General features: G+C 58.6%; 13 protein-coding genes. All 13 read right to left on the reverse strand.

Annotation, left to right across the window (positions count from 1 at the left end; all coding sequences use genetic code 11):
- Positions 1-4 precede the first annotated feature (4 nt).
- Positions 5-889, reverse strand: coding sequence for a glycosyltransferase (locus WF513_RS15315; RefSeq protein WP_339080265.1), 885 nt, complete (start codon positions 887-889; stop codon positions 5-7).
- Complete coding sequence (locus tag WF513_RS15320; protein ID WP_339080266.1) at positions 889-2037, reverse strand: glycosyltransferase; 1149 nt, start codon at positions 2035-2037, stop codon at positions 889-891. Before WF513_RS15320 ends, WF513_RS15315 begins: the two co-directional genes overlap by 1 nt.
- Positions 2034-2915 carry a DUF6625 family protein gene (locus WF513_RS15325; protein ID WP_339080267.1) on the reverse strand — a complete coding sequence of 294 codons (882 nt, stop codon included), beginning with the start codon at positions 2913-2915 and terminating at the stop codon, positions 2034-2036. The genes WF513_RS15320 and WF513_RS15325 overlap by 4 nt, the downstream gene beginning before the upstream one ends.
- 52 nt (positions 2916-2967) lie before the next feature.
- Complete coding sequence (locus WF513_RS15330) at positions 2968-4098, reverse strand: glycosyltransferase (RefSeq protein ID WP_339080268.1); 1131 nt, start codon at positions 4096-4098, stop codon at positions 2968-2970.
- Entirely contained in the window at positions 4085-5839 is a 1755-nt protein-coding gene (locus WF513_RS15335) for a carbamoyltransferase (RefSeq protein WP_339080269.1), read from the reverse strand. The genes WF513_RS15330 and WF513_RS15335 overlap by 14 nt, the downstream gene beginning before the upstream one ends.
- A gap of 11 nt (positions 5840-5850) precedes the next feature.
- On the reverse strand, positions 5851-7308 hold the full coding sequence (locus WF513_RS15340) for a lipopolysaccharide kinase InaA family protein (protein WP_339080270.1): 1458 nt from the start codon (positions 7306-7308) through the stop codon (positions 5851-5853).
- Positions 7308-8051 carry a lipopolysaccharide kinase InaA family protein gene (locus WF513_RS15345; protein ID WP_339080271.1) on the reverse strand — a complete coding sequence of 248 codons (744 nt, stop codon included), beginning with the start codon at positions 8049-8051 and terminating at the stop codon, positions 7308-7310. The genes WF513_RS15340 and WF513_RS15345 overlap by 1 nt, the downstream gene beginning before the upstream one ends.
- Positions 8048-8782: a lipopolysaccharide kinase InaA family protein gene (locus tag WF513_RS15350; RefSeq protein ID WP_339080272.1), complete on the reverse strand. Its 735-nt coding sequence runs from the start codon at positions 8780-8782 to the stop codon at positions 8048-8050. The genes WF513_RS15345 and WF513_RS15350 overlap by 4 nt, the downstream gene beginning before the upstream one ends.
- Positions 8782-9603 (reverse strand): lipopolysaccharide core heptose(I) kinase RfaP, encoded by an 822-nt coding sequence (gene rfaP / locus WF513_RS15355; RefSeq protein WP_339080273.1) that lies wholly within the window; start codon positions 9601-9603, stop codon positions 8782-8784. Before rfaP ends, WF513_RS15350 begins: the two co-directional genes overlap by 1 nt.
- A complete protein-coding gene (locus WF513_RS15360) occupies positions 9600-10721 on the reverse strand; it encodes a glycosyltransferase family 4 protein (RefSeq protein WP_339080274.1) in 1122 nt (373 codons plus the stop codon). The genes rfaP and WF513_RS15360 overlap by 4 nt, the downstream gene beginning before the upstream one ends.
- 61 nt (positions 10722-10782) lie before the next feature.
- Positions 10783-11784: a lipopolysaccharide heptosyltransferase I gene (gene waaC, locus WF513_RS15365; RefSeq protein ID WP_339080275.1), complete on the reverse strand. Its 1002-nt coding sequence runs from the start codon at positions 11782-11784 to the stop codon at positions 10783-10785.
- Position 11785: 1 nt separating this feature from the next.
- Entirely contained in the window at positions 11786-12820 is a 1035-nt protein-coding gene (waaF, locus tag WF513_RS15370; RefSeq protein ID WP_339080276.1) for a lipopolysaccharide heptosyltransferase II, read from the reverse strand.
- 138 nt (positions 12821-12958) lie between these two features.
- Positions 12959-13882 carry a branched-chain-amino-acid transaminase gene (gene ilvE / locus WF513_RS15375; protein WP_339080277.1) on the reverse strand — a complete coding sequence of 308 codons (924 nt, stop codon included), beginning with the start codon at positions 13880-13882 and terminating at the stop codon, positions 12959-12961.
- Positions 13883-13892: the final 10 nt, after the last annotated feature.

Raw genomic sequence — 13892 nt, forward strand, 5'->3', positions numbered from 1 at the left:
CCGATTAGCCCCTTTCCAAAGGTGAGAAGTACAGGCGCGCCAAGCCTCGCCAGGTTTTCTTCGACCACTGTTTAAACGGAATCTGCACCAACAACTCACGGGCCAATTGACGGTCTCGATTGGAGCATTTGAGAAACATCGAGCTGAGAAAACGCGTGCGCACAAACTCATACTGCGGATGATCGCGGTACAAGGCATAAATGCGCAGGATGCTGTCGATCATAAAGCGATGGTTCTTGTACGAGTTAGTGGCGTGCTTGCGGTAACGCGCCAACACTTCGCCCAGACAATCGATGGTGTAACCGGCATGGGTGATCTTCAGCTCAATCGCCAGATCTTCCAGACGAATCTCAGGGTCGAAGCCGCCGACTTCCGCCAAGGCTTCTTTACGAATCATCAAGGTTGTGGCCGGCGCATAGGGTTTGCGCTCCATAAATACATCATCGAAATCCATCCGCCGAAACGGCACATCACGGCGCTGGCGAGCCTCGGGAAACAGCACGCCCTGCGAATCGATCAGCTCGATATTGCCGGCACAAATCCCCACCCCTGGTTTACCCACCATATAGGCCACCTGCTTGGCCAGGCGTTCGGGCAGCATCACATCATCCGAACCGAACGGCACAATCAACTCACCTTTGGCTCGAGCAATTGCCGAGTTCAGCGTGCGGGTCAGCCCCTGGTTTTGCTGAACTTGAAAATCGAAGCCATGCTCGGCCTGCAAGCGCTGAATACGCTCAACGCTGTCGTCGGTCGAACCGTCATCCACGACCAAAAGCTCGACATGCGAATAGGTTTGCCCCAGCACACTGAGAATGCACTCCTCAATATAAGGCGCGTGGTTATAGGAGGCGATGATGACGCTGACAAGCTCGGAATTCTGACTCATTAGGAGGCACTCGCCTGACTCAGCGACTCGTCAATGAGTTGCAGATACTGCTGACGGAAGGTTTCAATATCGTGATGGGCACACAGGTAGGCAAAAGCCCGATCACCCTTTTCCTGCAACTGCTGATCGCTTAATTGTAAATAGCTGTTTAAAGCCTGACTCAACGCCTCAACATCAGCCGGAGGCACTGCCAGCCCGCCAGCCCCCTCGATCAGCGGCAGCATTGCCGGCACATTCGTAGCGATTACCGGCAAGTGCCCGCTCATCCCCTCCAGCAAGGCCAAGCCTAGGCCTTCAGCCAGAGACGGCATGGTCCAAATATCAAAAGCACGGACATACTGCAGAGCGTTTTCACGAAAGCCGAGCAGGTGAACTCGCCCACCGAGGCCAAGCCGCTCAACCTCAGCCAACAGCCGCGACTCTTCGCGACCTTTGCCAATAATCGCCAGCTGCACCTGCGGGAAAAGGTCTTTGAGCTTGGCAAACGCCTGCAGCAAGTAGATGTGCCCCTTAACCGGCACCAGACGCCCAAGTGCGCCCACCAGGCGCCTATTGGGGTCAAGCCCCAGCAGACGGCGAGCGTCTTCGCGCGAATGCTGCAAGGCGGTGGCCTGTTCAATATCAATGGCATTAGTGATAGCCACCGTATTGTGCTCGGTAAAGCCGCACGCACGGTCCAGCAGGTATTGCTTGACCGCCGGCGATACGCCGACGAAACGCCAGGCCTTGTCGATCAGGCGCGACGCTTGCCGACGACGGTAAAAGCGGTCGTATTCGCCAAAGCCGTGAGAAATACCAATACACAACGGCACCTTTAGCCAGCGGTTCAACTGCAACATCATATTGACCGGCTTAAAGCGGTTGCAGATCACCACATCGAACTGCTCGGCGCGACAAAACTGATAGAGCTGCCACATCGCCCGCAACCGCAGACCCTTAAGTTGCTTATCGACGAACTCAAAATACACCGAGCGCGCGGCTCGACTTACCGGCTCCCCCGGCTGCGGCTTACCGCGCAAGAATGCCGCGACCACTTCATAACGCTCGCCCGGCAACGCCTTGACGATCTGCTCGGCCAAATCGGCGAAGTCATGCGCTTTAACGTTGTAATCGGGCTGCAGCTGTAAAACCTTGATTCGCCTGTTCATCGGCTCTCCTGCGCAAAACCCTGTGAGCTGATCCGCCATTCCGGCTGTTTTGCCAACGCTTGCAGTGTATCGGCCGACGGCTCGCCAAGTGAGGGCCAGGCATCACGCTTCCACACGACGAAATGGAAATAGGGAAACTCCCGCCCTCGATCAAGATCATTATTCAATCGCCCCTCGCGCCAATACCAGCAGGACGGGAACTCGGCGCGACCACCGATCCAGGGAATACAACCCGAAGGCGTACTGAAAGCCTCGACGAATTCACTGCGTCGGCGCCACGGGTTGAACAGCCCGACTAAGCGAAACAGAGGGCGTGGGAAGTTCTTGCGCCAGAGAAAAATCCGGCTGAATGCACCCTCGTCCAGAGCGTAATGCTGCTGGTCGCAGAACCGCGCCTGCCAATTCGGCATACGCATAAAGGCTTCGCGCATGCGCGGCACATTACGGATCAGGCATAAATGCCCAGACACCCTCCGCTCGTGGGTGGAGAACAGGTCAAACCGAGCCAGGCGTTCGGTGGTGAAATAGTCCCGTAACTGGCCGAAGACCAGATCGATGTCACCGAAGGCCCAGAAATCATAGCCCTGCAGACGATCCTGATGGATAAAGCCCAGCGCCGGTTTGATATCGCAGAGTTTGTAGGCGTTCTTCGGCGCAAACGGAATGCCAAGACGCCTGCCAACCAAGACGCAGTAGTCGGCGTAGCTGATGCTTTCAATCCGCACATTGCTGGGCAGCTCGGCCGGTACGCCACAGTCACTGAACAGCAACCAGTTTACATCTGGGTTGCGGCGGCAGCTTTCGAGGAAAAACGGCATCCAGAAAGGCCAGCGCCCGAAGTAGGGAATTACGAAACATATACTTGGCTGAGTCGTCATAGCGGTCCTATCACCCGTCCAGCCCCTAGGCTCGACGGTTTGTGTGTTGCCGTTAGTCGCCAAGCAGACCGAGGCGCCAGAAGGCCTCGCGCACGGAAGTATCGGAGAAGCCAGCTTCGAGCCGTTGCAACATGAGCGAGGCACACTGCTCGCGCTGTTGGTTATCCAGCCCGGCCATATGGCACATGGCGGCAGCCAGCGCGGACAAATCACCCAATGGAAACAGTACGCCGACGCCCTCGACCACCTCACGCCCACCACCACAGTCGCTGCCGATCACCGGTACACCAGCCGCCATTGCCTCAAGCAGCACCATACCAAAGGGCTCGTGATCGGAGGTCAGGGCAAAGGTATCGAAAGCCTGGAAGTAACGCCGGCCGTTGGCGACCTGACCGAGAAAGCGTACCGAGTCAGCTACAGCCAGCTCGTTAGCGAGTGCTTTCAGCACGGGTTCCAGGCGGCCGCTGCCCATAATGACCAACAGGCTGTTCTTCGGTAGCTGCGGTTGCGCCAGGGCAAACCCACGGATCAACGTAGCCTGATCCTTATCTGGATGCAGTCGCCCAACATTTCCGACAACCCAGGCATCCTGCGGCAAGCCGAGGTGCTCGCGGGCTTCTGCGCGGGAGACCTGCCCAGCCTGCACGGCGGCGATGTCGATGCGGTTATATAGGGTCTGGATACGCTCAGCTGGCCAGCTCGGTAAGCAGACACTAATGTCATCGCGCACCGCATCGGATACGCCAAGCAGCACCAAGCGCTTCTTGAAGGCATTGGCGAACAACCGACGCGATAAGCGTTGATAATCGCCAAACGCATGGTGAACGCCGATCACCGGCAAATCGCTGCCTAGCAAGGCGACATAGATAGGTTTAAAGCGATGGGCAATACAGAATTTAAAGTTGCGCGAAGCGACGATGCGCTTGATATCGCGAATCGCCTTGAGCTTGAGGCCGCGGACTTCACGACTGGAATAGTCGAGGAAAATCACCTCATCAGAAGCTGAACCCTGCTCGACTTCTGCGCTCGGCTTGCCGGTCAGATAAACCGTACATACTTTGTAAGGCGTACCAACAAACAACACGGCGTACTGCCGCGCACAGTCGAGGAAGGGTCCGTCATAGCCGTAGCAGAACTGCAGCACCCAAGGCTGATCAGCTCCAGAGCCCTCAGACGCTGTCATACCAACCCTTGCCATCCTTGACCACGAGAATGTCTTCCATGATCAGGTACTGCAGGTCGGAGCCGTAGAACATGTTCAGCGCGTCGGTTGGCGAGCAGATCATCGGCTCGCCGCGACGATTGAGCGAGGTGTTCAGCGATACGCCGTTGCCGGTGAGCTTTTCCAGTTCCAGCATCATGTCGTAGTAGCGCGGGTTGTATTCACGCTTGAGCACCTGGGCACGCGAGGTGCCATCTTCGTGCACCACTTCGCTGACGCGGGTCTTCCACTCTTCATTCACTTCGAAGGTGAAGGTCATAAACGGGCTCGGGTGATCCACTTTGAGCATCTGCGAGCCAACGGTATCGAGCATCGATGGGCAAAACGGCCTCCAGCGTTCGCGGAACTTGATTTGCTCGTTAATCCGATTAGCCACGCCGGGAATGCTCGGGCAGCCAATGATAGAACGGCCACCCAGCGCACGCGGGCCGAACTCCATGCGCCCCTGGAACCAGGCCACCGGGTTGCCGTCGACCATGATTTGGGCGATGCGCTGCGGCATGTTTTCGATTTGCTGGAACTTAGGCTTGCTCGGATGGCGGGCGCAAGCAGCGATTACATCTTCATTGGAGTAGGACGGGCCGAGGTAGACGTGCTCCATCTTCTCCACCGGCACGCCGCGCTGGTGCGAGATATAAGCCGCCGCGCCGACTGCGGTGCCTGCATCGCCGGATGCGGGTTGGACGAACAACTCTTTCACATCATCACGGGCGATGATCTTCTGGTTAAGTTTGACGTTCAGCGCACAGCCGCCGGCGAAGGCGATCTTACCCGTCTCGCGGATGATGTCGCCCAGGTAGTGTTCCATCATCTGCAGCGCCAGCTTCTCGAACAGCGCTTGCATGCTGGCGGCGTAGTGAATGTAGGGGTCGTCGGCGATATCACCGACGCGCTTGGGCCCCAGCCACTCGATCAGTTTTTTGGAGAAGTAGAAGCCCTTGCCATTTTCTTTATAACGGCGCAATCCGATAACGTTGGCGTATTCGGTGTTGATGATCAGCTCACCATTTTCGAATTTTGCCAAGCGTGAGAAATCGTATTTGCTGGCATCGCCGTAGGGCGCCATGCCCATGACCTTGAATTCGCCGTCGAGCATCTCGAAACCGAGAAATTCGGTGATCGCGCCGTACAGGCCGCCCAACGAATCCGGATCAAAGAATTCTTTGATCTTGTGGATCTTGCCGTTCTCGCCATAGCCAAAGAAGGTAGTGGCGTACTCGCCCTTGCCATCAATGCCAAGAATCGCGGTTTTCTCGGTGAAACCCGAGCAGTAATAGGCACTGGCTGCGTGGGCCAGGTGGTGTTCGACCGGTTCAATTTTGATCTTCTTCAAGTCAAAACCAAGCTGCTGCAGGCACCATTGGATATGTTTGTAGTAACGCTTGTAGCGGCGATTACCCATCAGAATGGCGTCCAGCGCACGATCTGGGGCGTACCAGTAGCGCTTGGCGTATTTCCAGCGCGCCTCCCCGAAGATACTGATTGGCGCGAATGGAATCGCCACCACATCAACATCGCCGGGCTTAATACCAGCCTGCTCAAGGCAGAACTTAGCCGACTCGTAGGGCATGCGGTTCTTCGCGTGCTTGTCGCGCACGAAGCGCTCTTCTTCGACGGCCGCGATCAACTTGCCGTCGATATACAGGGCGGCAGAAGGATCGTGACTGAGAGCGCCGGACAGGCCAAGAATCGTGAGTGCCACAGGTAAAACCTCTATTCAGGGCAGGTGCCGGGCACCTGCGGTAAACGGTTGTCGAGCAGCGTGAACAGCATTGAGTCAGCTGGCCAGTTGCGCAAAAAACGGGCGCGGTCACGGGCATAGGCCCTGGCGAAACGACGCGCACTGCGGTGCTGCTGCATGGCGTCAAGGTCGATTAACGACCAGCGACCCAGGTGTTCATCCCAAAACAAATTGTGCCCCTTGAAGTCACCATGGCTGATGCGCTCGCGCAGCAGGGCGGCGAACAAGCGATCCAGCGCCAGCAGCTCTGTTTCTGGGGGTGATCTGTCGTGGTAGTGGCTAAAGCGCGCGATTATATCCTGCCCGCCGCAGTATTCGGTAATCAGGTAAGCGCGCCCGCGCAGCCAGCACCAACGCCGCTCCAACACGGCCAACGGCTGGGGCGTAGCAATACCTAACAATTGCAGGCGATTGGCCTCAATCCAGCTGTGCCAAGCCCGACTTGGGCGCCAAAAACGTTTTAGCCAGTGCCCCATACTTTTAATGTTGTAACGTTTGACCACCAAGGGCCGCCCATTCAACTCGACCCGCGCCACGGTCGCGGCGCCGCCAGTCTTGTAAATGTGGCCTTGCTCAGTGAACGGGTCGATATTGTCCAGCAGCGGCTGCAAGCCTGCCTCATCTTCACGGCGTATCACGCGCAGGCCAAAGGCCCCCACTTTTGCGGCAAACAGGCTGCAATCACGGGCGGCTTTACGCAAATAATCACGCACACGCCACGTGCGAACCTTGTCTACTTCATTGAGCAGCGCCTCCAACGGCAAGGCATGTTCGCCATTGGCCAACAGATAATGCACCAGCAGCTCTTCGATAAAGGGCATGAGCTCGGCGGGGAGCTGGGCGAAGAAGACCCCGAGGTTTTCCAGCACCTTGGCGCGTGACAACCGCTGACCGGCCACTTCGACGTGCACACCGCCGCCATCGATCACCCATAGCTTGCCGTTATGCCGCATCAGGTTGTCCAGGTGCAGGTCGGCCTGCCACAACCCTTTGCCGTGCATCTGCGCAATGCATGTCAGGGCTTCAGCCATTACCGCTTGTTGATCTGCGCTCAACAACGCTTGGCTTTCCACCGCGCGCCAGGCATTGCCCAGGCTTTGTGCACCGTCGAGGTACTCAAACAGCAACCAACCGCCCTCACCTTCGCGCAAGCCTTCGGCCAGCAGCTGCGGCGTCTGCACGCCCTGCTCGGCCAGCAGGCGCGCGCCTTCACGCTCCCGCTGAAAGTGCCGGGCCGCTTTGCCACCCACCAGCAGCTTGGCCAGCACCGGACGTCCGCGCCATTCGGCTAAGCCAACATAGCGCTGGCCGGGCAGGACACGCAGCAGTCGCTGTACGGTCAGCTTGGCCGCACCCGTCGTATCCACCAACTCTAGATCCAGTGGCATTGCCGGTGAGCGTCCGGCTTGAGTGAGGTTTGCCACGTTCATCAACGCGCATCCTTGTTGCAGCGGCGAGCCACGAGGTGTGCGCTCCAGCTGTCGAGATTGGCCTCCCCACCGAGATAAGCCATCAGCAATATATTCACCTCCACCTCGCTCCAGACGCAGGCACGGCGTAGCAGAGGCTCTAGGTCCTTGATCCGATCACGCCGTCCGAACAGCAGTGGCCGGGTCTTTTCTAGATCAATCAACTGTGCGTCGAACCCACTTGCCGTCTCACGCAAGAAAATATGCTTGGGGTAAAAGCAGCCGTGCAGTTGGCCGGCACCGTGCAGCTGCCTGGCCAACTTGCCGCACGCCTGCAAAATAGCGCTGCGCTGAGATTCGCTGCACTCGCGCCAGGCAGGCAAAAAACTGTCCAAATCGCTCCAACCATCCAGCGCGCGGGTAAGCAGCACCGCTCGATACTCACCCGGCAACTTGCGTTCGGCAAAAAAAGCGGCTTGCAGCGCCGGAATACCCAGCGCCGCATAACGTTGAATATTGCGAAATTCACGGGCAAAGGTTGGCTCACCAAACGGGTGGAACAGGCTGCGGGTTAGGTGGTTGCTCTGGCGCTTGAGGTAAAACGCTGACTCGCCGAGGTCCAGGCGATAGACACTGCTAAAGCCACCGCGCTCGGTATTGGGCTCATCCACTGCTTCTAGCTCTATGCCCCAAAGGGCATCAAAGCTCTCTAGGTGGTTGGCGACAAGAATCGCGCGATCTTCTGCCGCGATAAAGTCAGTCATTCGCGACCCTCAAAGAAACCGATGACCTTACGTAGGCGCTGTTTATCCGACGCATTGAGTCGCTGCCGACCGAGGTATTGCAGGTAAAAACGCAAGCGCTGGCTGCGTGATAGCTGCTTTTTTGCCACTTTATCCAGGCAGGCTAGATCCTTAATAATTCGATAACGCAGGGCTGCCCCCCACCAAAAGCTGCCGGATGGACAATCAATCAGAAAAACCTGCCCAGCCCGGTCGACCAGCAAGTTGCGCCACTTCAAGTCATTGTGGGTGAAGTGATGATCATGCAGATGCCGAGTGATGGCTGCTACCTGCGCACTCACACTGCGCACCCACAGCGGATCACCCAAGCGCGCATCATTCTGGGACACCAGAACTGCTAGATCGTCGGTACCCGCTAGTTCACGAGTAATTAATGCACCGCGCGTGAACGCACCCAGATTACGCTCCTGACCGGCGGCAACCACTTGCGCAGTTGCAACGCCCCATTTGGCAAACCGCTTCAAGTTGCGCCATTCGGTTTTGACCCGCGTGCGTGACAAGTAGCGCCGTAAGCCCTTGCCCGCACTGCGATAACGTTTGACGTAGTAGCGCACGCCGGCCAGTTCGACACGTATCACTTCAGAAATGGCATCTTTTGTAATCTGCTCGCCCTGTAAATCGAAGACCTTGTCCAAGTCGCCAAATGCGTCAGCCAGCCCACTAAAAGACGCCTCAAGTTTCCAACCCGCCATCAGAGCGCATCTCCGTAACGTTGTTTGCGCGCATACAGCGCGTCAGCCTTGCGCTCCAGCCAAACCAGGAGCGCGCGCTCGGTGTTGAGTATTGGCCGCAGCGGCTGCTTACCGTTTAGCACGGCAAAATAACCGCGCAGAAAACGCAGTTTATCGCGCCGGGTCAGGCCGATATCGAGCACTGAAAAGTACAACGCGGCCAAGTCCTTGTTGCGCCAGCGCAAGGGCAGCTGGCTGCGGACTTGAGCGCGGTGCAGGTCGATCACGGACAGGCGGAAATCGTCGGCGGTAACCGGCTTATCGGTGTGCAGTAAAAAGTGGCAGATGTAGCAATCACGGTGATTGACCCCGGCGCGGTGCATGGTGCCGACCATGCTTGCCACTTCGTTAATCAACGCCCATTTGAGTCGTGGCTCGGGCGGTTGTTGCGCCCAGTTCAGGCTCAGCTGCTCAAGGTCGGTAGTCGGCGCCAACTCTTCGGTGACGATAAACGAATGCTGCGCCGCCGGATTGCGGCCGCGCTCGCCGTAGGCCACGGCAGTCATGGTCGCCACGCCGACCTGATGCAAACGCTCGATAGCTTGCCATTCCTGGCGCGCACCGAGCACTGGCAGCTTGGCGGTGAGCAGGTTCTTGATGATCTCGCCCCAGCCAATGCCGCGATGGATTTTGACAAAATAGCCACGCCCATCGACCTCGGTGCGCAGCGTGCGGCGGCCTTCCAGCTCGCGGTAGACCTGCCCTTGCAGGGTCTCGACGGCGACAAACGCATCGCGATCGGCCCACAGGCTTTTGAAGGGTTCAGTCAGTACCAACGTCATGAGCGCGTCGCCAGAATGATGTCGGCCGCGTGTCGCGGCATGGAGTACAGGTCGGCGCAGCCCGCATAAGCCAAACCATTACGTGACCAAAGGGCACGACGTGAGTCGTCAGCCAGCATGTCGGCGAGTAAGTGATTGAGCTTGCTCTGCTCGAAAGGCCCGCTCAGCATCCGACCAGCATCCGCCTCGGTGATGTAATGGGCGTAGCCGCAAACATCCGTCACCAGCACGGGTAGGCCGGCAACCAAGGCTTCGAGCAATACCGTGCCGGTGTTCTCGTTATAGGCCGGATGGATTAGCAGGTCGGCACCGAGCAAAAAACGTGGAATATCGCTGCGGCCTTTGAGTATCTGCACGTGATCAGATACGCCCAGGGCCTTGGCCTGCAGCTGGAACGCGCGCGGGTCATCTTGGCCGATGGCAATCAGCCGGGTGCGTTTTTTCAGCTCACGGGGCAAAGCGGCCAAGGCCTTAAGGCTGCGATCCAGCCCCTTGGTCTTGAAGCCGGAGCCGATCTGCACCAACAGCAGGTCGCTATCGGCCAGTTTGAATTCAGCCCGGAACTCGGCGCGAATCTCACCCGCATTGACGGGCGCACGACGGTCAGCGGTAATGCCCGGCGGCAGCAGATGAAAGCGCTGCAGTGGGGTGTGGTAATGCTTGATAAACAGCGGCTGCTGCACTTCGGAGATCATCAAAATTTCGGTTTTCGATTCGGGGGCAAACACCGCGTGCTCGTAATCAGCGAAGTGTTTGTAACGGCCCCAGCGCTTGTAGAGCGGGTTGCGCAAGGTCTGCGCCTTGTCTTCATAGCAGCCGTCGGCGGCGTAGTAGACGTCAAGACCAGGCATTTTGTTGAAGCCAATCACGCGGTCGACCGGGCGCTGAGCCACGTCAGCCTCGACCCAAGCCGTGAGCTTTTCATTGCGTGTGTGGTTAAACAACGCCTTGACCGGCACCACCACCACCTCGAAACCCGCCGGCACATCGCCTTCCCAGATCGGCGTGTAGACACGAATAGCGTGACCGCGCGCCTGGCACTCCAAGGCGATGCGCATAAAGTCGCGCTGCAGGCCGCCGAAGGGGAAATATTTATAGAGGATAAAAGCCAGCTGCATCAGGTGAACCCTTCAACCGTGTAGCCCGGATAAAATCCGGGAAAGATTCTCGACAGCGACTTCAAATGACTGCCTCGGCCAATAACAAAGCCTGCAATTCACTGGCGACACGCTGGGCATCCAGACCGTCGAAACAGGGTTTGTGGCGATCACCCAAGCCGGCATTCGGCCCGGTGGCGCACAGGTGAATTTGCGAGCGGCCATAAGCACCCACGCGCCCCGGCAGGGTCGGGCCGTAGAGGGAGATGTTCGGCACATCCAGCGCCGCAGCCAAATGCCCCAGCCCGGTATCTACCGCCACACACGCGCTGGCGCCCGCAATCACCTTGGCCACACCGGCCAGGTTCAATTTAGGCAGTACTGCGGCATGCTCGATGCCGGCGGCAATCCGTTCGGCGCGCGCTTTTTCGCTGTCATTGCCCCAAGGCAAGCGCACGGCCCAGCCCTGCGCGCTCATCTGCTCGGCCAGCTCACGCCAGCAGGCTTCGGGCCAGTGTTTGCTGGCCCAGGTGGTGCCATGCAGAAACACTACATAAGGTGGCGGCGCGCTATCGGCCAGCAGTGCGCGATTTAATCCGTAATCACCCATACCAGTCGGCAACGTATAGCCAAGCGCGTGGGCAAATAGCTGGCGGGTACGCTCAAGCGCGTGCTGCTCGCGCGGCACGGCATAGGCACGGTCGTAGAAGCGGCTTGCCAGTGGCTCGCGCGCTGAGTCACGGTCAAGCCCAGCAACTGGTGCGTTGACATAACGCGTCAGCCAAGCACTTTTCAGCAGGCCTTGGGCATCGATAACCAAGTCGTATTGAGTGTCGCCAAGCCGCTGTTTAAAGCGTCGCCACTCGCCACTTTTAAAGGCCTGCCACAGGTGCTTGCGCCAGCGCCGAATCGCCACCGGGATCACCTGCGCCACGGCGGGGTGCCAAGCGGGAATTTCAGCGAAGCCCTCTTCCACCACCCAATCAAACTGAATGCCGGGAATGGCGCGCGCAGCATCGGTGAGCGCCGGCAAAGTGTGCACCACATCGCCTAAGGAGGAGGTTTTGATCAGCAGCACCCGCACGCTATTCAACCTCGACCGGATCACTGACCAAACGACCCAGCGCTTCAATCACCGCACGTGGCTTTAGGTCGCCCAGGCAATTGTAATGACCGAAGCGGCAGGTGCGGTCGAAGCATGGGCTGCATTCCAAGCCCAACCTCACGACCTCTACGTGCTCAGCCAAGGGCGGCGTAAAACCCGGCGAGGTTGAGCCGTAGACTGCCACCAACGGCCGGTTCAACGCAGCGGCCACATGCATCAAGCCAGAATCATTCGACACCACCGCGCCTGCGCACGACATCAGGTCGATGGCTTCGGCCAGGCTGGTGTCGCCGGCCAAGTTATTGGCCTCTTCACGCAGGCCAGGAATCAGCCGGCTGCGAATGTCTTCACCCACCGGGTGATCGTTCTTCGAGCCGAAAATCCACACCTGCCAACCCGCGCGAATCTTCAGCTCGGCAACCTTGGCGTAGTGCTCGCTCGGCCAGCGCTTAGCCTCACCAAACTCGGCGCCAGGACACAGCGCCAGCACCGGCCGATCGAGGCTTAAGCCGAACGTGCTCAGCGCGGCGTCGCGGCTTTGCGGATTGATCTGCAACGCCGGGCGCGGATAAGGTTTAGGCAGCTCAGCACCCGGCTCGAAGGCCAGCGCCATAAAGCGCTCGATCATCAGCGGGTAGCGGTCTTTGTCCAATATGCGTATGTCATTCAGCAGACCGTAACGCAGCTCGCCTTTCCAGCCGGTGCGCGTGGGGATACCGGCGAAGAACGGCACCAGCGCGGACTTGAGCGAATTGGGCAGCAGAATCGCCTGATCGTACTGACCGGCGAGACGCTTGCCGATCTTGCGCCGCGTCGCCAGCTCCAGCACACCATGGCCGAGCGGGAAGCTCAGGGCCTGGCGCACCTCGGGCATGCGCTGAAGGATCGGCCGGCTCCACTCGGGCGCCAGCACATCGATTGCACAACCAGGATGGCGCTGTTGCAGGCACTGAAACAGCGTCTGCGCCATCACCATGTCGCCCACCCAGCTGGGGCCAATAATCAGAATGTTCATGTCGAATCCGTAGGGTGGGTTAGCCGCAACAGCGGCATAAGCCACCACTGCTGCGGCCATCAATAATCACGGCCCGGCTTGCGCGCCGGATGGTGGGTGACCCACTGCGGTCGGCCCCACCCTACGCCAGCGGAGGGTTTACTTGACCAGCGTACGCCACTCGGCGTGGGCATCGGTCTTACCGGTGACCAGATCAAAATAGGCGGTTTGCAGCCTCTCGGTGATCGGGCCACGGCGACCAGCGCCGATATTGCGGCCATCGACCTCACGAATCGGCGTGACCTCGGCGGCGGTGCCGGTGAAGAACGCCTCGTCGGCGATATACACCTCATCACGGGTGATGCGTTTTTCGACCACTTCAATGCCGTGTTCAGCAGCCAAGGTCAAAAGGGTGCTGCGGGTGATGCCATTCAGGCAGGAGGTGACTTCTGGGGTGTAGATCACGCCGTTTTTGACCAAGAAGATATTCTCGCCGGAGCCTTCAGCCACGTAACCTTCCGGGTCGAGCAGCATGGCTTCATCTGCCCCGCAAGAAATGGCTTCTTGCAGCGCCAACATCGAGTTGATGTAGTTACCGTTAGCCTTAGCGCGGGTCATCGAAATGTTCACGTGATGACGGGTATAGGAGCTGGTGCGCACCTTAATACCCACCTGCAACGCTTCCTCGCCCATGTAGGCGCCCCAGCTCCACGCGGCGACGATCATGTGCGTTTTCAGGCCGCTGGCGCGCAGGCCCATGGCTTCAGATCCGTAGAACACCATCGGCCGGATGTAGGCGCTTTCCAGGTTGTTCTCGCGCACGGCAGCGCGGGCAGCTTCATTAACTTCGTCTTTGCTGAACGGAATCTTCATGCCCATGATATGGGCCGAGTCGAACAAGCGATCGGTGTGTGCTTCCAAGCGGAAGATGGCTGTACCTTGCGGGGTGTTGTAGGCGCGCACACCTTCAAACACGCCCATTCCGTAGTGCAGGGTATGGGTCAGCACGTGGGTGGTCGCGTTGCGCCACTCCACCATCTCGCCGTCATACCAGATCACGCCATCACGATCAGCCATCGACATAATTGCCTGC

Origin of the sequence: Pseudomonas sp. TMP9, assembly GCF_037943105.1 — a bacterium.
Lineage (GTDB): Bacteria > Pseudomonadota > Gammaproteobacteria > Pseudomonadales > Pseudomonadaceae > Aquipseudomonas.

Bases quoted from the DNA above. Each gene is read 5' to 3' on its own strand.
- rfaP (WP_339080273.1), bottom strand. From the start codon at position 9,603: ATGACGTTGGTACTGACTGAACCCTTCAAAAGCCTGTGGGCCGATCGC.
- WF513_RS15345 (WP_339080271.1), bottom strand. From the start codon at position 8,051: ATGACTGACTTTATCGCGGCAGAAGATCGCGCGATTCTTGTCGCCAAC.
- WF513_RS15350 (WP_339080272.1), bottom strand. From the start codon at position 8,782: ATGGCGGGTTGGAAACTTGAGGCGTCTTTTAGTGGGCTGGCTGACGCA.
- WF513_RS15315 (WP_339080265.1), bottom strand. From the start codon at position 889: ATGAGTCAGAATTCCGAGCTTGTCAGCGTCATCATCGCCTCCTATAAC.
- WF513_RS15330 (WP_339080268.1), bottom strand. From the start codon at position 4,098: ATGACAGCGTCTGAGGGCTCTGGAGCTGATCAGCCTTGGGTGCTGCAG.
- WF513_RS15320 (WP_339080266.1), bottom strand. From the start codon at position 2,037: ATGAACAGGCGAATCAAGGTTTTACAGCTGCAGCCCGATTACAACGTT.
- WF513_RS15325 (WP_339080267.1), bottom strand. From the start codon at position 2,915: ATGACGACTCAGCCAAGTATATGTTTCGTAATTCCCTACTTCGGGCGC.
- WF513_RS15360 (WP_339080274.1), bottom strand. From the start codon at position 10,721: ATGCAGCTGGCTTTTATCCTCTATAAATATTTCCCCTTCGGCGGCCTG.
- WF513_RS15340 (WP_339080270.1), bottom strand. From the start codon at position 7,308: ATGAACGTGGCAAACCTCACTCAAGCCGGACGCTCACCGGCAATGCCA.
- waaF (WP_339080276.1), bottom strand. From the start codon at position 12,820: ATGAACATTCTGATTATTGGCCCCAGCTGGGTGGGCGACATGGTGATG.
- ilvE (WP_339080277.1), bottom strand. From the start codon at position 13,882: ATGTCGATGGCTGATCGTGATGGCGTGATCTGGTATGACGGCGAGATG.